The 19,571-nt window shown below is 57.6% G+C and carries 14 protein-coding genes; 7 read left to right on the top strand and 7 right to left on the bottom strand.

Features of this window, described 5'->3' with window-relative positions:
• The first annotated feature begins 124 nt into the window (after positions 1-124).
• The 3 genes from AC2FEE_RS03505 to AC2FEE_RS03495 all read left to right on the top strand — a co-directional run bounded on the left by AC2FEE_RS03505 (position 125) and on the right by AC2FEE_RS03495 (position 4,287).
• Complete coding sequence (locus tag AC2FEE_RS03505) at positions 125-1,705, top strand: FMN-binding glutamate synthase family protein (protein ID WP_496863077.1); 1,581 nt, start codon at positions 125-127, stop codon at positions 1,703-1,705.
• A 60-nt stretch (positions 1,706-1,765) separates the two neighbouring features.
• Complete coding sequence (locus AC2FEE_RS03500) at positions 1,766-2,305, top strand: RNA polymerase sigma factor (protein ID WP_496863329.1); 540 nt, start codon at positions 1,766-1,768, stop codon at positions 2,303-2,305.
• 128 nt (positions 2,306-2,433) lie between these two features.
• A complete protein-coding gene (locus AC2FEE_RS03495; RefSeq protein WP_496863327.1) occupies positions 2,434-4,287 on the top strand; it encodes a vWA domain-containing protein in 1,854 nt (617 codons plus the stop codon).
• 48 nt (positions 4,288-4,335) lie between these two features.
• Here the strand turns inward: AC2FEE_RS03495 and AC2FEE_RS03490 are convergent, their stop codons facing one another.
• The 4 genes from AC2FEE_RS03490 to AC2FEE_RS03475 are packed head-to-tail and all read right to left on the bottom strand — an operon-like array spanning position 4,336 to position 8,246.
• Complete coding sequence (locus AC2FEE_RS03490; protein ID WP_496863075.1) at positions 4,336-4,986, bottom strand: ABC-type transport auxiliary lipoprotein family protein; 651 nt, start codon at positions 4,984-4,986, stop codon at positions 4,336-4,338.
• A complete protein-coding gene (locus AC2FEE_RS03485; protein WP_496863074.1) occupies positions 4,983-6,299 on the bottom strand; it encodes an MlaD family protein in 1,317 nt (438 codons plus the stop codon). Before AC2FEE_RS03485 ends, AC2FEE_RS03490 begins: the two co-directional genes overlap by 4 nt.
• Before the next feature lie 14 nt (positions 6,300-6,313).
• The gene (locus AC2FEE_RS03480) at positions 6,314-7,120 is read right to left on the bottom strand and encodes an ABC transporter ATP-binding protein (protein WP_496863325.1); all 807 of its coding nucleotides are present in this window, start codon (positions 7,118-7,120) and stop codon (positions 6,314-6,316) included.
• Between the two features lies 1 nt (position 7,121).
• Positions 7,122-8,246: an ABC transporter permease gene (locus AC2FEE_RS03475; RefSeq protein ID WP_496863072.1), complete on the bottom strand. Its 1,125-nt coding sequence runs from the start codon at positions 8,244-8,246 to the stop codon at positions 7,122-7,124.
• A gap of 262 nt (positions 8,247-8,508) precedes the next feature.
• On the opposite strand from AC2FEE_RS03475, the gene AC2FEE_RS03470 reads away from it, so the two are divergent.
• From AC2FEE_RS03470 to AC2FEE_RS03455, 4 genes are all read left to right on the top strand, one after another.
• Complete coding sequence (locus AC2FEE_RS03470; RefSeq protein ID WP_496863071.1) at positions 8,509-10,041, top strand: sulfatase-like hydrolase/transferase; 1,533 nt, start codon at positions 8,509-8,511, stop codon at positions 10,039-10,041.
• A gap of 75 nt (positions 10,042-10,116) precedes the next feature.
• Entirely contained in the window at positions 10,117-12,012 is a 1,896-nt protein-coding gene (locus AC2FEE_RS03465; protein WP_496863070.1) for a PAS-domain containing protein, read from the top strand.
• Positions 12,012-12,713 (top strand): response regulator transcription factor, encoded by a 702-nt coding sequence (locus AC2FEE_RS03460; protein ID WP_496863068.1) that lies wholly within the window; start codon positions 12,012-12,014, stop codon positions 12,711-12,713. The genes AC2FEE_RS03465 and AC2FEE_RS03460 overlap by 1 nt, the downstream gene beginning before the upstream one ends.
• A 284-nt stretch (positions 12,714-12,997) precedes the next feature.
• Positions 12,998-14,785 (top strand): ABC transporter ATP-binding protein, encoded by a 1,788-nt coding sequence (locus AC2FEE_RS03455; RefSeq protein WP_496863067.1) that lies wholly within the window; start codon positions 12,998-13,000, stop codon positions 14,783-14,785.
• Positions 14,786-14,846: 61 nt separating this feature from the next.
• On the opposite strand, the gene AC2FEE_RS03450 is transcribed toward AC2FEE_RS03455, so the two are convergent.
• The 3 genes from AC2FEE_RS03450 to AC2FEE_RS03440 are packed head-to-tail and all read right to left on the bottom strand — an operon-like array spanning position 14,847 to position 19,529.
• A complete protein-coding gene (locus AC2FEE_RS03450; protein WP_496863066.1) occupies positions 14,847-16,157 on the bottom strand; it encodes an HlyD family type I secretion periplasmic adaptor subunit in 1,311 nt (436 codons plus the stop codon).
• Complete coding sequence (locus AC2FEE_RS03445) at positions 16,141-18,288, bottom strand: type I secretion system permease/ATPase (protein WP_496863065.1); 2,148 nt, start codon at positions 18,286-18,288, stop codon at positions 16,141-16,143. The genes AC2FEE_RS03450 and AC2FEE_RS03445 overlap by 17 nt, the downstream gene beginning before the upstream one ends.
• Positions 18,285-19,529 carry a TolC family protein gene (locus AC2FEE_RS03440; RefSeq protein WP_496863064.1) on the bottom strand — a complete coding sequence of 415 codons (1,245 nt, stop codon included), beginning with the start codon at positions 19,527-19,529 and terminating at the stop codon, positions 18,285-18,287. The genes AC2FEE_RS03445 and AC2FEE_RS03440 overlap by 4 nt, the downstream gene beginning before the upstream one ends.
• Positions 19,530-19,571: the final 42 nt, after the last annotated feature.

Genomic DNA, 19,571 nt, shown 5'->3' with positions numbered 1-19,571 from the left:
CCTTCTGCCTGCCTCGAGAACGCGCCAGATCGTGTGAGGTCGGGTACAATCGCTTGCAATCAAACGCCGATTTGATCCACGGTTGTTACAAGGTTGATTTAACGCCACTTTGGGAGAGCACGAAATGGTTGTACGCAGACTCTACTATATTCTCAGTTACGTATGTCTGCCTCTGACCTTTCTGTGCGGGTTTTTCTGGCCGCCGGCGCATTGGTTGCTGATCATTCTGATCCCCTATGCCGTGGTTGGCCTGTATGACATGCTGACCACCAAGCACAACGTGTTGAACAATTACCCGGTTCTGGGTCATTTCCGGTACATGCTGGAATTTGTCAGCCCGGAAATTCGTCAGTATTTTGTGGAAACCAACGAAAGCGGACGTCCTTACAACCGGATCATTCGCAATCTCATCTATTCTCGCGCCAAGGGGCAGGTGGATACTCAGGCCTTTGGCACCCAATACGATATCCTGACTGTCGGCTATCACCGTGCCAACCACTCGCTTGCGCCCAAGGAGGTTTCGGAAAGCGAAAAGAGGATCATGCTGGGTGGTCCGCAATGCAGTCAACCCTACAGTGCTTCTCGTCTGAACGTGTCGGCCATGAGCTTCGGTGCGCTCAGCGCCAATGCGATCCGGGCTTTGAACGGTGGGGCAAAAGACGGTGGATTTGCACATAACACCGGCGAGGGCGGCCTGTCCCCACATCACCTTGCCGAAGGGGGCGATATCATCTGGCAGATCGGCACCGGGTATTTCGGTTGCCGCACGCCTGAAGGGGGGTTCGACAAGGACCTGTTCGCCGAAAAGGCAAAAAAGAACGTAGTCAAAGCGATTGAGATCAAACTGTCCCAAGGCGCGAAACCCTCCCACGGTGGGGTGCTGCCTGCGGCCAAAGTAGATAAAGAAATCGCGGAAATCCGCGGCGTGCCCCAACATCAGGATGTCATTTCCCCGCCCATCCACGCGGCCTTTGAAGGGCCAGCCGGCCTGTTGCATTTCGTGCAACACCTGCGAGAGATGTCGGACGGGAAACCCATCGGGTTCAAGCTGTGTATCGGCAGGCCGTCCGAGTTCATGGCGATCTGCAAGGCGATGCTGGAAACCGGGATCCTGCCCGATTTCATCACCATCGACGGGGCCGAAGGGGGCACCGGTGCAGCCCCGGTTGAATTCACCAACCGTCTGGGTATGCCACTGAACGAGGCATTGATTTTCGTCAACAATTGCCTGCGTGGTGTGGGTTTGCGCGACAAGATCCGTATCATCTGTTCGGGCAAGGTCGCCACCGGCTATGACATGGTTGAAAAATTCGCGCTTGGCGCGGATATGTGCAACGCGGCGCGGGCGATGATGTTTGCGGTGGGCTGCATCCAGGCGCTGCACTGCAACACCAACCGCTGCCCTTCGGGCGTGGCGACGCAGGACCCGATCCGTGGGCGGGCTGTGCATGTACCGCAAAAACGCAAACGGGTGCATCGCTTTCACGACGCTACGCTGGAAAGCTTTCGAGAGCTTCTGGGTGCGATGGGTAAGGAAAAGGTCTCGGAGCTGCGCCCGGGCGATATCCGCCGCCGCACTGCGGATGAAAGGGAATGGTCCTACGCTGAAATGTACACATTCATTGACGAAGGTGCCTTTTTGACGGACTCGATCCCGGATGAGTTTGCAACGGATTGGAAAACGGCATCGGCAGATCATTTCTAATTTTTTTGCCACACCGCCAAGGATTGACCTTTTCGATCCGTCTTACCCATCGTGATGCGCATGACAACTTCGGACGAGGATCTGGCCAAAGCCGCGACAAAAGGGGACGCTGACGCGTTTGCTGCCCTGTTGGCGCGGCACTACGACCGAGTTTTTCGCCTGTCCTTTCGCCTTACCGGGCGCGCGGATCAGGCAGAGGATCTGACGCAGGACATCTGCGCGGCCCTGCCGCTCAAGATTACCGGTTTCCGGGCGCAGGCCAAATTTACCACCTGGCTTTACAGGGTTGTCGTAAACGCCGCCGAAGACGCGCGTCGCCGTCAGGCCAGCCACAGTCGTGCCGCTGCAGGGTGGGGCGATGTCGAACAGATGCGCCGGGCCGAGGCTGCGGAAACCGCCGAAGCCGTCGATTGGCTGCAACGGGCCATGCGATCGCTGCCGCAGGATCTGCAGGATACGCTGGCCTTGACGCTGGAAGATGAGATGACCCATGCCGAAGCCGCCAATGTGCTGGGCGTGTCCGAGGGCACTGTGTCCTGGCGCATGTCGGACATCCGCAAGCGCCTGCGAGTTCTGCGGCAAGAGGAGCTGGCTCAATGACAGATGATCTAGAAGACCTCAAAACGCTGATGCGCGCAGCAACGCCCACGCCGGACGCGCGGCGGCGGGCGGAAAACATGGAACATGTGAAAAAAACTTTTGCCCGCGCCCAAGGATCGCGCGACGCCATGCGTCCGACTGTCAAGCGAGGCCTGATGGTCCGCGTGACAGAAGGAGCGAAATCCATGTTGAATGCCCTCTCGCATCGCGGTGCTTTGACCGCGACAACCGCCGTCGCCGCTGTGGCTCTGATTGTGATCCTGCCGCAGACTCGGGATTATGTGGTGAACCCGACTTCTTGGACCGAAAGCCGCCGGGCCGAGGCACCGGTTCAAACGGCGGAAGCGGATCAGGAAGTAGCGGTCGAAAACGACCCATTGCAGGACGGCTCGGCGGAACCAGTTTTTGATACGCCAGCGGTGATTGAAGAAGCTACTCCGGCACTGCCGCTTTCCCAAGGCTTAAACAAACGGAAATCGAATGGTTTGGGTGCCAGCGCAGAGCCTATGGCGAGTGCGGAAATGTTCGGCGGCACAGCGTCAATTGCGCCTTCGCCTGTTCAGGATGATCGTTATGTAGCTCCGGAACAGAACACCGAGGTTTTCGCCAATGCCGACACCAACCCGCTGAAAGTCACGGCAGAAGACCCGGTGTCGACCTTCTCGATTGACGTCGATACGGCCTCCTACTCGATTGTCCGGTCGTCGCTGATGCAAGGCCAGTTGCCGCCGAAAGATGCGGTGCGGGTGGAAGAGATGGTGAATTACTTCCCGTACAGCTACCCCGTGCCCGAAGGAGACGCGCCGTTCCGGCCGACCATAACCGTTTCACCAACGCCTTGGAACGACGGTACACAACTGGTCCATATTGGCATTCAGGGTGCGCTTCCGCAGCTTGAGGATCGCCCGCCGCTGAACCTGGTCTTTTTGATCGACACCTCCGGGTCGATGCACAACGCGAACAAACTGCCGTTGCTGAAACAATCCTTCCGGCTGTTGCTGTCGGAACTGCGGCCCGAGGATCAGGTCTCGATCGTCACCTATGCGGGAAGCGCCGGACAGGTGTTGGAGCCAACGGCCGCGTCGGAGAAAAACAAAATCCTGACCGCGCTGGATCAGTTGGAGGCCGGTGGCTCGACGGCTGGACAGGCCGGGCTGCAACAAGCCTATCAGGTGGCGGAAGGCATGGCTGAGGATGGTGCAGTAACCCGCGTCGTTCTGGCCACCGACGGGGATTTCAATGTCGGCTTGTCGGATCCCGAGGCCCTGAAGGATTTTGTTGCCCGCAAACGCGACAGTGGCACTTTCCTGAGCGTTCTCGGTTTTGGTCGCGGCAATCTGGACGACGCGACCATGCAGGCTCTGGCGCAGAACGGCAACGGGCAGGCGGCTTATATCGATACACTGGGTGAGGCGCGTAAAGTGCTGGTCGATCAGCTGACCGGTGTCCTGTTCCCGATTGCCAATGACGTCAAGATTCAGGTCGAATTCAACCCCACGCAAATCGCCGAGTATCGCCTGATCGGATACGAAACCCGCGCCTTGCGGCGCGAGGATTTTTCCAACGACAAGGTGGATGCAGGGGATATCGGCGCCGGCCATACCGTGACCGCGATCTACGAGGTAACGCCCGTCGGCTCGGATGCAATCCGAAATGGTCCGTTGCGCTATGCCGAACAACCGGCAGCCGATGGGTCCGACGAAATCGGGTTCTTCAAGATGCGTTACAAACAGCCCGGTGCGACCGAAAGCCAGTTGATTGAGGAACCCATCCTGTCGGGGCAGGGACAGGCGTCCGGGGATGTCCGGTTCTCATATGCCATCGCAGGATTTGGCCAGCTGCTGCGTGACGGAGAGTATCTGGGTGGTTGGTCTTATGTGGATGCGATCGCGCTGGCCAATGGAGCCAAAGGTCAGGATCCGTTCGGCTACCGGGCCGAGGCCGTTACTCTGATGCGCCTGGCCGAAACGTTGGCGCAATAATACTGGCTTGCGGGTGCTGGCGTCCGTCAGCGCCCCGTTCGCCGGACCCTAGAATTGTCGTGGAGTGTTGGCGGTGTGGGTGTTGATTCTACGCACGCTCCATTCCACTGCATCCCGCATGGTTTTGCCCAGAGCCTCATCAAAAGCCTTAACCAGATCCGGTGTCTGATCGCTGGCCGCGATCACGTATTCCTGAAACGAGTCCGAGGCGATTATCTTGTCTTCGAACTCGTCAATGATCTTAATGTTGATACGCACTTCCACCCTGATGGTTTGGTTGCCGTTAACATCGCTGATTACTATTCCCTGAAATTCCCGCAGGTCAGGTACGATGACATAATCCGCACGCAGTCCGACAGTTGATCGGCCGACTGCAGCGACTTTGCCGCTGTTTTCATAGCTTTCGACCAGCAGCGCCTGAACGATAAGCGGGGCTCGATCCACCCAGCGTGCGCGCGGCAGATACTGAACCTGCAACGGCGTGGGTTGGATAGCGATCTGGTCGGTGTTGACTGCTGCGGTGGCGGTTGGCTCCTGTACAACAATCTGCCTTTGAATGCGCGGCAGCGAGGCAGAAAACGTGCTTTTGGGCGTCAGCAGGTACAGGTCGTTTGGCTTTGAGGCTTGCCGGAGCGTTTCCAAACCCGTGCACGCCCCCAGCGACACAAGGGCAATAACCACAATAAAAAGCCTGATCATTGACGAAACTCCGATGCTTGGGTTCCAAGTAGGAAGCGCGCGGGATCACGCTCGACCTTGTCCACCAGCCGGTCCAGGCTGATGACCAGTCGCTGTGACTCTTCTACAAAACGCGTGAACTGCGGCAGACCGACCCGCAGAAAGTCCGACAGCTGGCGGCGGTTGGCCTGTACGATACCGTCAATGGTGCCCAAAAGCTCTGAGGCGGATTGGGACGCGCTCAGGATATCGTTCGAGATATCGTCCAGCCGTTCGGTGACGTTTTTCACGGTCGAGGACACTTCGTTCGCAGCCGTGCGGATGTCGTTCATTACCGTGCCGATATCTTCGTTTATGACCTTGTTGGCCGAGTCGAAGGCGTTTTCTGCCGAGGTCAAAGTGCCTTTTGCGGTCTCCATCGCGCCTGTGATCGACCCCAGTGTCTTGTTGGCATTCAGGAAGGTCTCCGAGATCGTTGCCAGAGCCACGTCAGCCTCACCCGACAGGCCGTTCAGGTTTTCGGCCAAAGTCGTCACCCGGTCGATCAGCGGGCGGATATCCTGCTGAATGACACGGTCGGCAGTTTGGATAGTGGTCTTGGCGCTGTCCAAAGCCGCTGTGGCCGTTTCCGAGGCCGTTTTCACGCTGTTCAGCGTATCTGTGCCCGCCGTCAGAGTGCTTTCGGCGGTATCAGCCAACTTGTCCAACCGATCTGTAAAATCGCCAAGCTTCTTGGCCGCGCCGCCCAGATCCGATGACAGGTTCTCGAAATCCGTTAGGGTCTTGTTCAGTTTGCCCGACGCCGAAGCGACGTTGTCCAGAATGTCACTGACCGATTTGCGATTTTTGTCATCGACCACGGCATTGAGGTTTTCTAGTAGAGTGACGGCCTCGTCGAGAACTTTCGGAGCGCCTTCGAACAAGGACTGGATTGCGCTGCGCTTGCTTTTGATCACGCTGTTTTCCGGCAATTTGGTGCCGGTCGAGGAACCTCCGGTCAGCTCTACATAGCTGACGCCCGTCACGCCCAGAGATTGCAGTTGTGCGATTGTATCGTCGGTCACAGGGATATCAGCGTCGACCTCGAGCTTGACCCGCACTTTTGACGGATCGTTATCGTCCAGTTGCAGAGAGATCACCTGCCCGACCGGCAGGCCGTTATAGCTGACGCCACCCGCAGCCGAAAGGCCCGAGACGTTGTCGAACAGCACATCATAATAGGCGTATTGCCGCGATACCTCGAATTTCGCGAGCCACAGGAAAAAACCAAATGCGCCCAGAATACCCGCAAGGGTGAAGGCGCCGATCAGGATATAGTTCGCTCGGGTTTCCATGGCCTCTACCTGTCCTACCCCTTCTCTTGCGCCGCGCGCGCCCGGGGGCCGGTGAAGTATTCCTGCACCCAAGGATGATCGACTTTGGTCATATCTTCAATCGGTCCTTCAACCAGAACGCGTTTTTCCGCAAGAACCGCGATGCGGTCACAAATCGCGTAAAGGCTGTCCAGATCATGAGTGACCATAAAAACAGTTAATCCCAGGGCGTGCTGCAATTCACCGATCAACTCGTCATATGCCGCAGCCCCGATCGGGTCCAACCCGGCGGTGGGTTCGTCCAGAAAAACGATCTCGGGGTCCAGCGCCAAAGCGCGGGCCAGTGCCGCGCGTTTACGCATTCCGCCGGACAGTTCCGAAGGAAGTTTGCCACAGCTCAGTTGTGGCAGGCCAACAAGGCTGATCTTCAGGCTGCCCAAGGCCTGCATCAGTTTTTCGCTGATACCGGTATGCTCGCGCAGTGGGGCCATGACGTTCTGCAAAACGGTCAGCGAGGAAAACAGGGCGCCGTCCTGAAAGGCGACGCCCCAGCGTTTTTCAATGCGACGACGCTCCTCTTCGGGGCCGTTCAGAACATCGACGCCCAGCACCTCAATACTGCCTGCGGCAGGCGTGTTCAGCCCGACAATTGTCCGCAGCAGCACCGATTTACCGGTGCCCGATCCGCCGACGATACCCAGTACTTCGCCGCGCCAGACATCCAGATTGAGGTTTTGATGCACCACCTGCGGCCCGAACCGATTGGTCAGGTTTCGCACGCGGATCACGGCCTCTCGCTGGGCGTTGGTGTTCGAGGTCTTTTCCAGCACGGTCCCGTCCATGTCAGACATCCAGCACCGAGAAAAAGATCGAGAACAGTGCGTCCAGCGCGATGACCATGAAGATGGCTTGAACCACTGAGGCGGTTGTTCTCTGGCCGACGCTCTGGGCCGATCCCTTGACCTGCATCGCCTGCCAGCAGGCGATAACGCCAATTACCAGCGCAAAGAACGGGGCCTTGATCATGCCGATGGCAAAGTGCCAGATACCGGTGCTTTCTTTCAAACGGGTCACGAACATGCCGGGGCTGATGTCAAGATCGATCCAGCTCATCAAGCCACCACCCAAAAGGGCAGCCATATCGGCAATAAAACCAAGGATCGGCAGCATGATCAGCAGGGCAACGACCCGCGGGATCACCAGCACTTCGATCGGGTCCAGACCCAGCGTGCGCATGGCGTCGATCTCTTCCTGCACCTTCATCGAACCGATCGACGCGGTGAAGGCCGACCCGGACCGGCCCGCAACGATGATGGCGGTCAGCAGAATGCCCAGTTCACGCAGCACCGAGATCGAGATCAGTTCGACCACAAATATCTCGGCCCCGAATTGTTTCAGCTGGGTGGCCCCCTGAAAGGCCAGCACGACGCCGATCAGGAACCCCATCAGGGCCACAATCGGGATCGCCTTGAACCCGACTTCCTCCATCTGCGACACCAGTGCCGCGCGGCGCAGCCGCCATGGCATGACAATGGTTCGGACAAGGCGATGCAGCGTCAGGCCCAGGAAACCCAGCATCGAGAGCGTATCCTTCCAAGCCCCGACCGTGCTCTCACCGATGCTGGCGATCCAATCAACAAAGCTACGGTGTTCGGCCTCGGTTCCCGGATCGTCGGGTATGTTTTCAGCCACGGTATCAAGTAGTGCGGTATGCGCGGGGCTCAGCCCTATATACGTGACCTCGGCCCCGACGGCGCGCACCCGTCGCGCCAGATCTGCAATCAGCCAAGCCCCTCCTGTATCCAGCGCCTCGACCTTGGACAGGTCAAAAGTCACCTTGCCACCCTGCGGCTTAATCGCCGCGAATGCCTGTTCCACCTTTTCCAGCGACTGGGTCAGCATTTCGCCCGAAACACGCAGGCAGACGCCGTTGGCGTCAGGGTCCGAATGTATCATGGGCTGCGTCATGGCCGTATGAGATGTGAAACCGCTTTGTGCTGCAACGGATTTTTGCGCCTCATCGGGATTTGTCGCCGTACAATAGCAGTAGTGTGACAATTTCGGGTCGACCTTGCCTAGGCGCGACTGATCGCATGTATCAAGCCTGCTTTTCGTTTAAGTTCAGTTTTTATGCCTGATCAAAACACTGCATCAGGAATTTGTTGCCGGAACGGGGGAACCGCGACAAAGATCACACCTGAAATGCTTCGGTGGAATCAGGTTAGGTCACATGCACAAACCCGGGAAAGTCTTGTTCATCATCATTGACCAGTTGCGGGCAGATTGCCTGAACGGAACCCTTGCGGCCTATGTCGATCTGCCAAACCTGCGCGCGTTCATGAATGAGGCCGTGACCTTTGATAGGCACTTTTCGGTTACCAACCCCTGCGGTCCGTCACGCGCCTCGATCCTGACCGGTCAATACGCGATGAACCACAGGTCAATCCGTAACGGCACGCCTCTTCGGCACGACACGCCAAGCATCGCGAGCGAGATGCGTAAGGCCGGATACCTGCCCATGCTGTTCGGCTATACCGATACCTCTGCCGATCCGCGCGCCTTCGATCCGGGCGACCCTATCCTGAAGTCCTATGAAAACCCGATGGCCGGATTCCATGAAGTGATCGAAATGCGGTTGGAGGAGTCATACCCTTGGCAGTCGTACCTGATGCAAAAGGGGTACAAGTTCGACAAGTATTGGGACGTGTTCAAACCGGTTTCGCCAAACGGTGGTGCGCCGCGTCTGAACGACCCAGCCATTTATCGGGCCAAAGACAGCGACACCGCCTTTCTGACCGACGCGTTCCTGAGCAACATAGCGCCGTTCAAGGATCAGAACTGGTTCGCTCATCTGACCTATATCCGGCCACATCCGCCTCTGGTCGCCCCGGCCCCCTACAATGACATGTATGATCCGGGTGCCTTGCCGCTGCCGGCAGGTTTCGCTGATCCAGCCGACGAACGCGCGATGCATCCCTTCTTTGGCCCGGCGTTGGACAAGCAATCGGCGAAAGATTTCGTCGAAGGGTTCGACACCCTGGACCCTACACCTGAAAACGTCCGAATGCTGCGCTCGGTCTATCTGGGACTGGCAACCGAAGTGGATCACCATGTTGGCCGTGTCATCCAATTCCTCAAGGACACCGGTCAATATGACGACACCCTTGTCGTGATTACCGCCGACCACGGAGAGATGCTGGGCGATCGCCACACTTGGGGCAAGATGACGGTCTATGACGCGGCCTATCACACGCCGCTGATCATTCGGATGCCTGGCAATCAGGATCAAGCGGGAACTGTAGTGACGGTGCCAACAGAGTCTATCGACACTACGCCGACGATACTGGACTGGGTGGGGCTGCCGGTTCCGAACGCTATGGACGGGCGGTCCCTGATACCGTTGCTGCAAGGAGAGGTCCCGGACGATTGGCGCAGCTATTCGTTTAGTGAACTGGATTTCGCGGCCCCTGAAAAGCCGAGCATGTGGCAACAGCAGCTGGGTACCGGCAACAGCGACTCATGCCTGGGCATCTTGCGGGACGAACGGTTTACGCTGGTCGAGTTCGCCGCGGATCTGCCGCCGCTCCTGTTCGATCATCAGGGTAAAGGCGAAATGGAGAACGTTGCGAAAAACCCCGACTATGCCACGGATCTGGCGCGTCTGGGGCGGATGATGCTGCGGCACCGGATGCGTAACATGGATCACACGCTGTCCCTATGTTCCCTGACCTCGGACGGGGCAAAGACCAAACCGCGATACTGACCCAATCTGTCGCGTCCGTTCCCCCTACACCTGTGGCAAATCCGATGTTACGCATGTCTTGCGGGGAGGGCGAATTTGGACATTACAGAACAGCACGTTAAAGAGATGACGACCGCCGGTCTGAACCTGATCGGGCAGGCGCTTTCGATTTACGACAGCCAGTTGCGGCTGGTTGTCAGTAACCGGCCATTTCAGGTGATGTTCGATTTGCCGGATGAACTGGTCCGACCCGGCGCGCAGTTCCGGGACACGATCCGCTATCTTGCGGCGCGTGGCGAATACGGCACGGATGCAGACGTCGAAGCCGCCGTGGACTTGCGGGTTCAACAGGCGCTGACCTTTGAGCCGCACTACATGGAACGCGTTCGGGCCGACGGGCGGGTGATTTCGGTCGAAGGGGCGCCGCTGCCCAAAGGCGGTTGGGTTTCGGTCTATACCGATATCACCAACACCAAACAGGCCGAGGCGCTGTTGCGAGCCCGGTCCGAGGAATTGTCGGGCCAGTTGCTGGACAGGGCCGAAGAGCTTTCGGCCACTAACCGAAAACTCGCCGCCACCAACGCTGCGCTGGAAGAGGCCAAGCGCCAGCTGACCGAGATCGAAGCCCGCACGCGCATGACGACCGAGATGATGCCAGCCCATATTGCCCATTTGGACCCGGATGGGCGGTATGATTATTCAAATCGACGTCTCAGCTCGGTCATGCCGGGCCGCCCGTCTGAAATTCTGGGTATGCATGTTTCCAAGGCTTTGGGGGCTGTGGCCTTCCCGCGTGTCGAACCGCATCTTCAAAAGGCCTATGGCGGCGAAGCCTCGGTGTTCGAGTTTACCGAAGATCAGGATTCCCGCCGCATCCGCGTGTCATTTTCTCCTGATGGCGAGGGCGGTGTCTACGTGATGTCGGTCGATATCACCGAGGAAACCCAGGCGCGTGTTGCCTTGCAGCAGACCCGGCGCCGGGCCATGGCGGCGCAGATGACCAGCGGGTTGGCGCATGATTTCTCAAACCTGCTGACGATCATTCTGGGAATGCAGTCCAGGCTGGAAAAGATGGACCTATCCGCCGAGGCGCGTGAGCTGGTGGCCGCCACCCAGCAAACCGCCCGCCGCGGTGGCCAATTGCTGAACAGAATAGCGGACATGACCGGTAACCGTACCTTTCAGCCCAAAGCGACCGATATGCGTGGTCTGCTGGAGGACCTGCGTGTTCTGGCCTCGCCCTCTCTGCCGCGCGGCGTGGGGTTGTCGGTGGTCAACACCCTGCCCAACGAGGCGCTGATGCTGGACCCGGGGATGGTTCAGGACGCGCTGCTGAACTTGGTTCTGAACGCACGCGATGCCTGCGGCGGGTTCGGTCAGATCACCATCAGTGCGCATAAGATCGGCGATATCTGGATCGAGATCGCGGTCTCGGACACCGGATCGGGCTTTTCCCAGGAAGGATTGGAAAAAGCGCTGAACCCGTTCTTTACCACCAAAGGCAGCATGGGATCGGGCTTGGGTCTGCCCATGGTCTATGACACCGTGAAACTTGCCGGTGGGGATCTGAACCTTCGCAATACCCCTTCGGGCGCGACAGTGGCCATGCGTTTACCCTATCGCCCGGCACCGCCGATACAGGAAGGTTTGGTGCTGCTGGTCGAAGACAATGACAACCTTCGCTGGCAATTCCGGGATATGCTAGTCGAGCTTGGGTTCTCGGTGATCGAGGCAACATCTGTCGACGAAGCGCTGGCGCTGACCGCGGATATCGACGACATAGTGTTTGTGCTGTCGGATATTCGGCTGGAAGGGCAGGGGACCGGATTGGATTTGCTTGCACAGCTTAAACCCGCATTGCCGTGCATTCTGATGACCTCTTTGCCCTACTCCGACCCGCTGCACCGGCAGGCCCTGACACTGGCACCCGTGCTGAGCAAGCCGTTTACCCGGGCGCAACTGTCCGCCCTGATCCGAACCGAGGCTGCCTGATGACACAACCACTGGTCACCATTGTCGATGACGAACCCGAAATCCGGCGTGTTCTGACCGATGCGCTGGAAGAGGCGGGTTTCCGCACCCAGAGTTTTGCCCGCGCGCGGGAATTCGAAGCTGCGCTAAAACGCGTGACGCCGGACGTTTGCCTTGTTGACCTTTCTTTGCCTGACACCGACGGCTTGGCGCTTGTTCACCGGCTGGCGTTGGAACAGGGGGCGGCGGTGATCATTATCTCGGGTCGGGCGCAGGTGCAGGATCGCGTTACGGGGCTGGAACTTGGGGCTGATGATTACATCACCAAACCGTTTGATCCTGCTGAGGTAGTGGCCCGTATCCGAGCAAGGCTGCGATCCCCGAGAACGCAGGTATCACAGTCGGATGTGGCGATTTTCAATGGCTGGACCGCGTATTTTGACCGCTATGTTCTTGAGGATGGTAGCGGAACAGAAATACCGTTCAGCCACGCCGAAGGCGAGGTTTTGCGACTGTTTCTGGAAAGCCCCAAACGGCTGATTAGCCGGGCCCAGATGCAGGAAGCTCTGGGCGGTGCTGCCGGTGACAGTTTCGACCGGGCCATGGATGTGCGAATATCCCGGCTTCGGACGAAACTGGGCGAAGATCCTAAAAATCCGCGCCTTATCAAGACGATCTATGGGGCAGGATATATTTTTCTAGGGGATGTCGATTGGCAATAAAACGCCGATCAGTGTTCGGTCGGAAGGTTTGTGTTGTTACCGCAATGATGAAATAGACAAGCAATTACATATTGTTATGCGAGATCCAAACCAACAATGGTGACACCTGATGTCAACCGGGACACATCGGCTTCAATATCTGCGCGCTACCTATGGATTCTTGGCGCGGTCGCGCATAACTAACAACACCGCGTTCAATCGCTGCCTCACTGGTGCAGGTTGGGAACAAAATAAGACCGTGACGCTGGCAAGCATCGGAACCGCTGAAGGTTTTGGAGAATAGAATGATCAAAAGAACCTGGGCCAAATGGAAGTCGAGTAATATTGGCCGCTTGCTGTTCGAAAGTCTCCGAAATCAGGGCTGGCTGTACGGGATTGCGATGGTGGCCATGGTTGGGGTCGCCGGAACAACGGCGGGTACAGCGTGGATGATGGAAAATATCGTCAACGCAATGACCGAGCCCGAAATGCGATCCAAGGTTGCACTGATCGCCGCCGCCGTTATTGGGCTGTTTCTTGGCAAGGCGCTCGCTTCTTACGTTCAGTCGATCTTTCTGGCGCGCGCCGGCAACCGCATTATTGCGGTTCAGCAAGAACGCCTTTACGCAAAGCTGATCAAGCGCGGTGTCGGCTTTTTCTCACGAAATGAATCCTCGGGGCTGTTGCTGCGGGTCACGCAGGGTGCGCAGGCGGCAAGAAGGCTGGTTGATGTTGTCGTGACAAGCTTTGTTCGTGACCTGCTGACCTTGGTTGGTCTGCTTTTCGTCATGATTTACCAGCAGCCAATGCTTTCGGTGCTGTTTTTTGTCGTTGGTCCGGTTGCGTTGGTCAGCGTGCGCATCCTACTAAAGCGCGTGAAAGCGATCATGCAATCCGAGATGATGGCATTGTCTGAAATCATCAAGGTTCTTCAGGAAACGTCGGGTGGGATCACGATCATTAAAGTTTTTGCCCTCGAAAACCACATGACGAACCGCATGAACGGGGCGATCCGGTCGGTCGAGGAACGGGCGAATTCGATTTCCAAGCTGCAGTCGATTGCCAGCCCTTTGATGGAGTTTCTGGCGGGTCTTGCGATCGCGGGTATTCTGGTAATCAGCACGATTGGCTTCGGAGGCAGCGAGCCAACTACAGCTGGCCAGTTGATGTCATTTATTACAGCTTTGCTGATGGCATACGAGCCGGCAAAACGTCTATCGAAGATGCGCGTTGTCATCGAGACCACGCTGGTTCCGATCAGCATGATGTTCGAGCTTTTGGATGAAGAAGACACCATGCGGGAAAGCCCCGAGGCCAAAACCCTTGTCACGGGGCCGGGTGAGATCCGTCTTAGGGACCTTACTTTTGGGTATAAAGGGGACACACCGGTCATTTCGAATATGAACCTGACTTTTGAAGCCGGCAAAACGACAGCTCTGGTAGGTCAGTCCGGCGGTGGCAAGTCGACGATCTTCGGCCTGATCATGCGGTTCTACGACCCCGACTCCGGGGCTGTCGAGATTGATGATCAGGACTTGCAGGGCGTGACCTTTGCCTCGCTGCGTCAGAAGATATCTTATGTTGGCCAGGAAACTTTTTTGTTCTCGGCCTCGGTAATGGACAATCTGAGATTCGCGCGCCCGGATGCCACCGATGAAGAAGTGATGGAGGCGGCACGCGCCGCCCATGCCCATGATTTCATCAGCAAGTTGGAATACGGCTATGACACGCCGGTCGGGGAAAACGGTTCGTTTTTGTCGGGGGGACAAAAACAGCGGCTCGCCATCGCCCGCGCAATTCTGCGCAAATCGGAAATCCTGTTGCTGGACGAAGCCACCAGTGCCCTGGATGCGGAATCCGAGACGCTTGTGAAAAAGGCTTTGGACAGGTTGACCAAGAATGTAACGACGATTGTCATCGCTCACCGGCTGTCGACCGTGCTCGAGGCGGACAAGATCGTCGTCATTCAGGACGGCGAAGTGCTTGAAGAAGGCAATCTTGAAACCCTGATCGAGAAGGATGGGGTGTTCCGTCAGTTGTTCGACCATCAATTCAAACAGCCAGTGTCCGAAGGGGTAACCTCTGCGCAATAGCGTTTGGGCGTCAGAGCGATGCAGTCGGTACATGCAGGGCCTGTGCCGACTTTTGAGGTTCCTATTCTCGTAAAGCTCTATTCTTGATTTTGACTACGGGCTGCAGCAGGTATTCGAGAACCGTTTTGCGGCCCGAAAGGATATCGACTTCGGCAATCATACCAGGGATGATTTCGACGGCGACACCATCGGCATCCAGCATCGCATTGCTGGTTTCAATCTCCACCACGAAAACCTCCTCGTCATTTCGCTCGGAACGTGTAATCGTGTCGGCACCGATACGCATAATCTGGCCGTCGAGCGCCCCATATCGGGCAAAATCATAAGCCGTGATCTTGACCTTGACGGACTGTCCGGCATGCAGGAATGCGATGTCTTCCGGTCGAACGTACGCTTCAACAAGCAATGTGTCATTCAAGGGTACAATTTCAACTAGTTCCTCACCGCTGCGGGCCAATCCCCCGATTGTACTGCGATGTACCCGGTTGACGATGCCACGTACCGGAGACCGCACCTGCGCCCTGTCGGCCCGATCCCGAAGCGCGGGCAAAACCGGCTTCAATGCAGCAAGTTCGGTGGTCACCACCGCCAGATCGGATAGTGCGGCGCTGCGAAACCGGCTACGGGTCGCGCGGATGCGGTCGTCTATCTCGTCCAGACCAGTCTTTAGCCTGTTGGTCGCGGCAACAGCCCGGGTTTTCCGGCCTTCCCACTCGGCCATAGCGCGGCGTAGCGTCAAAAGCGTTGTTGCGGGCTCCATCCTTTTTTGCACCAGAGGTTCCATCATCGCGCGCTCTTCCGCCAAAAGCCTGAGCGTTTTGTCGGCGGTGATCCGATCCACGAGGCCCTCTTCGAATTCCTGCTGCCTTTGTTGGCGCTGACGTTCCAGGATGGCGATCTCTGCTTGAAGTTCGGTTTGCCGCCCCTGATACAAAGCGCTCTCTGATCGCACGACCTCGGGCGCGCCTTTGATCAGGTCTGGTGAAAAACTCAGGGCACCGCCGTCGATTTCCGCCTGCAAACGTTGAGTTCGCGCCATTAGGCCGAACGCGCGCTGTTGTTCCTGACTGAATTGGCTGTCAATTTGTGTTGTTTCGAACTCCATCAACAACATGCCCTTGTCAACCACCTGTCCTTCGCGAATTTTCAATGACTGCAGAACTCCGGGTTCCGTGGCTTCGATCACCTGTATGTTGGCTGAGGGCACAATCCGCCCGTCCACGCGGGTCACGTCATCCAATTCGGTCAGATGCGCCCAAAGGCCCAATGCGATCAGGCACGAAGAGATCACTAGTAAAAGCAGGGATCCGCGTATCGGTGAGCGCCCGCGCATCTCGCGCGCGAGGGTGGCAAGGTCAGGATGTCGCGACATTCAGATGCCTCCCTGCCTTGCGGGCGTGTTGAGCGAGCATACTCTTTGGTCCATCAGCTGCCACGCGCCCGCCTTCGATCACGATCACGCGGTCCACCAGTTCCAACAGGCTGGTTCGATGTGTGACGATAACCATCGTGGTGTTCTGCGTTGCCTGCTTCAGACGACGGATCACCTCAGCTTCGGTTTTCACATCCATCGCACTGGTCGGTTCGTCCAACAACAGAACCGGGGGCCGTCCAATCAAGGCCCTGGCCAGAGCAATGGCCTGTCGTTGTCCACCAGACAGACCTTCGCCACGCTCGGCCAGTTTCAGATCGTAACCGTTGGGATGACGGGCGACAAAATCTTCAACTCCGGCTACCTTGCCTGCGCGGATCAAGTCCTGATCGCGTGGTCTGACAGTGCCGCTACTTATATTCTCGCGTACAGTCCCGGAAAACAGCCAAATGTCCTGCAATACGGACCCGACATTGCGACGCAGATCACCCGGATCAATCTGACGAATATCCACGCCATCCAGCATCACCGATCCGGTTTGCGGCTCATATAGCCCAAGCAGCAGGCGCGAGATTGTGCTTTTTCCGGAACCGATTGGTCCTAAGATCGCAACCTTTTCACCGGGCTCGATCGAGAGTGTTACCCCCGCCAGTGTGTCCTCGGCCTGATCCGGGTATGTGAAGTGGACATTTTTAAAACTGATGTGCCCGTCGAAGCTGTTCCGGCTGATCCAGCTGCGCCCATTGGGTCTTTCGCTTTCGGCCTGCATCAATGCGTTCAGGTTGCGATACGCGCTGCGGGCTTGGTTGACGCGGGTCAGGGTCTGGGCGAGCTGTCCCAGTGGCGCCAGAGCACGCCCGGTCAGCATCACCGAGGCAACCAGAGCCCCCATACTTGCCTGGCCGTCAGTAATCAAAAACACGCCGTAGAAAACGATCAGAACCTGTGCCGCCTGCTGGGTGAACCCGGTAAGGTTCAAGGCGAACTGCGTCACCATACGGCTGCGCGTACCGTGCGAGGATTGGCGTTCAATCGCGCTTTCCCAGCGGGTTCGCATTGGCCTGGCAGCTGCCGTGGTCTTGATCGTCTCAAGCCCAGCAACGGTTTCCACCAGAACAGATTGCTTGGATTGACCGTCCGAAAAGCTCTTCTCGGCCAGACGCGATAATATGGGCTGCACGGCCACCCCAGCCAGTAATACAATCGGAACCGCAAGGGCAGGGATCAGGGCCAGCGGCCCACCGACCAGATGGATGACAAACACGAACAGCGCAATGAACGGAAGATCGACCAATGCAACCAGCGTTGCCGAGGTAAAGAACTCTCGCAGGGTTTCGAACTCGCGCACGGTGCTTGCCATGGCACCGGTAGATCCGGTACGAGACTTCATGCGGATGTTAAGCACCTGGTCGAAAACACGCCGCCCCATCTGCATGTCGGCCTTTTGCCCGGCGCGGTCGATGAACCCGGCGCGCAACAGTTTCAAAAGAAAATCAAACCCCAGGGCGAGGGCGACACCCGCAGTTAGGGCTATCAGAGATTCTGTAGCTTCGTTTGGCAGTACGCGGTCATAGACGACCATAATGAAAATAGAGGTGGACAGGCCCAGTAGATTCGCGAGCGCCGCGGCCAGGAGTACTTGCGTATAGGACCATTTGTTCGCCGCCATCGCCGACCAGAACCAATGATCAGATGCGGGAACCTCACTGCCCGAGACCTCGGCCCGATGGTTCCGGCGAAACAGGATTGCGAATCCGGTATAAGTGCGGCTCAGTTTGTCCTGGGACACTTCGCCGATCCCGTCACCGAGGTCTGGATCGAAAACCATTAGGTTGCCGTCCCGTGTGCGACCGTGGAAAACAACGGCTTTGTCATCCTCCAGAATCAGCAGTGCAGGCGATAGGTTTGTGTCAAAGTCCTGCAACCTGCGTTTGCCATATCCGGCTTGCAGTCCGGCATTCTGCGCCACCTCTATGGCATCGCGAAGGGTAAGTGCGTCCGATGCGCCGGTTTGTGCCGCGTGCAGGGCGGCCACCGTCAAAGGGCGGTCCAGCTGGGCTGCGACATGCAACAGACAAGCTTCGATGGGCGTGAGTGAAGGTGTATGTGAAATAGGCAAAAGCTGTGTCATAGGTCGTCGTCCCACTTCACCGTTGAGACACCCAGCAGATCGAGAATGTCACCGGTTAAACTCAGCGCAGCGTAGTTGGTCAGAAAAAAGTTCTGTTCGGCCAGGATCAATCTTTCCTGAGCGTTTACATAATCTCGCTGCGCGTCCAGAATCTCGATCAGGCTGCGCCTGCCGATGGTGAACTGTTCGCGCGCCGCGGTAACACTTGCGGCGTTGGCCTGCACTGCAACTTGGGCTGCCTGCAGGCGAACCGCGCCGGCTTGCTGGTCGGAACGGACGAACTCCAATTCACGGCGAATGTCCCGGATAACCGAATCCCGCGTGAACTCAGCCTCTTTGACCTGTGCTTCGGCCGCCGCGATTGCGGCCCGGCGTTGTCCCGTACTGTCGATTTCGTAGTTGAACGACAGATCCACGCCAAAATTCGCGTCGTTGCTGTCATCCCGGTCGGCAAAAGCGGCGATTTCTACGCCGGGCTGACGGCGTGCATGGGCGGCTGCCTGTTCTGCCTTAGCTGACAGCAGGGCTGCATCCGCCCGCCTGACCAGAGGGCTGTCCATCACGATCTGCGAGTCGGTTCGCGACAGTTTAGGAGCCGTGACAGGTGGCGGAAGTGCCCCGGGGGCTGAGCCAAAGTATTCACGATATTGGGCGTCTGCACGGTCCAAACGCGCTTTGGCATCTGCCAGCCGTGTCTGTGCATCCGCCATACGAGAGCGTGCCGTCAGAACATCAGCATTTGATCCCGCGCCCTGCGCTGAGCGTTCCGTGATCTGACGCACCAAATCTTCATGAACCGCGACATTTTGGGTGGAAATTTCCAAAATCTTTCGCCGGTCCAGTACAACGACGTAGGCCTCAATCGCCGACAGCGCCACCGCTGATGCCGTTTGCACCTGTTCTCCGCGGCTTTGCAACACGCGTGCCTTTGCTGCTGCCAGATCATTCGACGCAGCCCCGCCGTCATACACCAATTGCGAGATGCGCAGATATGGTGTGACATCGGCAATATCGGACTCTATGCGTTCAGATCGGGCGTTTACGCCAACATTGAGCCGGGGCAGAAACGCCCCTTTGGCTGCATCTTCGTTGGCTTCGGCGATCTCCAGCCGTGTCGCACTTTGCGCCAGATCAGGGTTTGTTTCCACGGCGGCTCTGATCCGCTGACCAAAGGCGCTCTGCGTCAGCTGGGGTGAAGGTGCGTTTGCTCCGGCCCCGACGGATCCGCTGGACAGGGACATCTCAACCCCTGTCAAATCGGGCTTAGGCGTACATGCCGATAA

It is taken from the genome of Ruegeria sp. YTSC199 (genome assembly GCF_059609725.1).
The sequence above is the reverse complement of the archived record's forward strand: the minus strand, read 5'-3'. Positions and strand labels throughout refer to the sequence as shown.

What these genes read in the sequence shown, in the direction of transcription:
- AC2FEE_RS03505 (WP_496863077.1), top strand. Translation starts at nt 125, where the DNA reads ATGGTTGTACGCAGACTCTACTATATTCTCAGTTACGTATGTCTGCCT.
- AC2FEE_RS03500 (WP_496863329.1), top strand. Translation starts at nt 1,766, where the DNA reads ATGACAACTTCGGACGAGGATCTGGCCAAAGCCGCGACAAAAGGGGAC.
- AC2FEE_RS03495 (WP_496863327.1), top strand. Translation starts at nt 2,434, where the DNA reads ATGCGTCCGACTGTCAAGCGAGGCCTGATGGTCCGCGTGACAGAAGGA.
- AC2FEE_RS03490 (WP_496863075.1), bottom strand. Translation starts at nt 4,986, where the DNA reads ATGATCAGGCTTTTTATTGTGGTTATTGCCCTTGTGTCGCTGGGGGCG.
- AC2FEE_RS03485 (WP_496863074.1), bottom strand. Translation starts at nt 6,299, where the DNA reads ATGGAAACCCGAGCGAACTATATCCTGATCGGCGCCTTCACCCTTGCG.
- AC2FEE_RS03480 (WP_496863325.1), bottom strand. Translation starts at nt 7,120, where the DNA reads ATGGACGGGACCGTGCTGGAAAAGACCTCGAACACCAACGCCCAGCGA.
- AC2FEE_RS03475 (WP_496863072.1), bottom strand. Translation starts at nt 8,246, where the DNA reads ATGACGCAGCCCATGATACATTCGGACCCTGACGCCAACGGCGTCTGC.
- AC2FEE_RS03470 (WP_496863071.1), top strand. Translation starts at nt 8,509, where the DNA reads ATGCACAAACCCGGGAAAGTCTTGTTCATCATCATTGACCAGTTGCGG.
- AC2FEE_RS03460 (WP_496863068.1), top strand. Translation starts at nt 12,012, where the DNA reads ATGACACAACCACTGGTCACCATTGTCGATGACGAACCCGAAATCCGG.
- AC2FEE_RS03455 (WP_496863067.1), top strand. Translation starts at nt 12,998, where the DNA reads ATGATCAAAAGAACCTGGGCCAAATGGAAGTCGAGTAATATTGGCCGC.
- AC2FEE_RS03450 (WP_496863066.1), bottom strand. Translation starts at nt 16,157, where the DNA reads ATGTCGCGACATCCTGACCTTGCCACCCTCGCGCGCGAGATGCGCGGG.
- AC2FEE_RS03445 (WP_496863065.1), bottom strand. Translation starts at nt 18,288, where the DNA reads ATGACACAGCTTTTGCCTATTTCACATACACCTTCACTCACGCCCATC.
- AC2FEE_RS03440 (WP_496863064.1), bottom strand. Translation starts at nt 19,529, where the DNA reads ATGTCCCTGTCCAGCGGATCCGTCGGGGCCGGAGCAAACGCACCTTCA.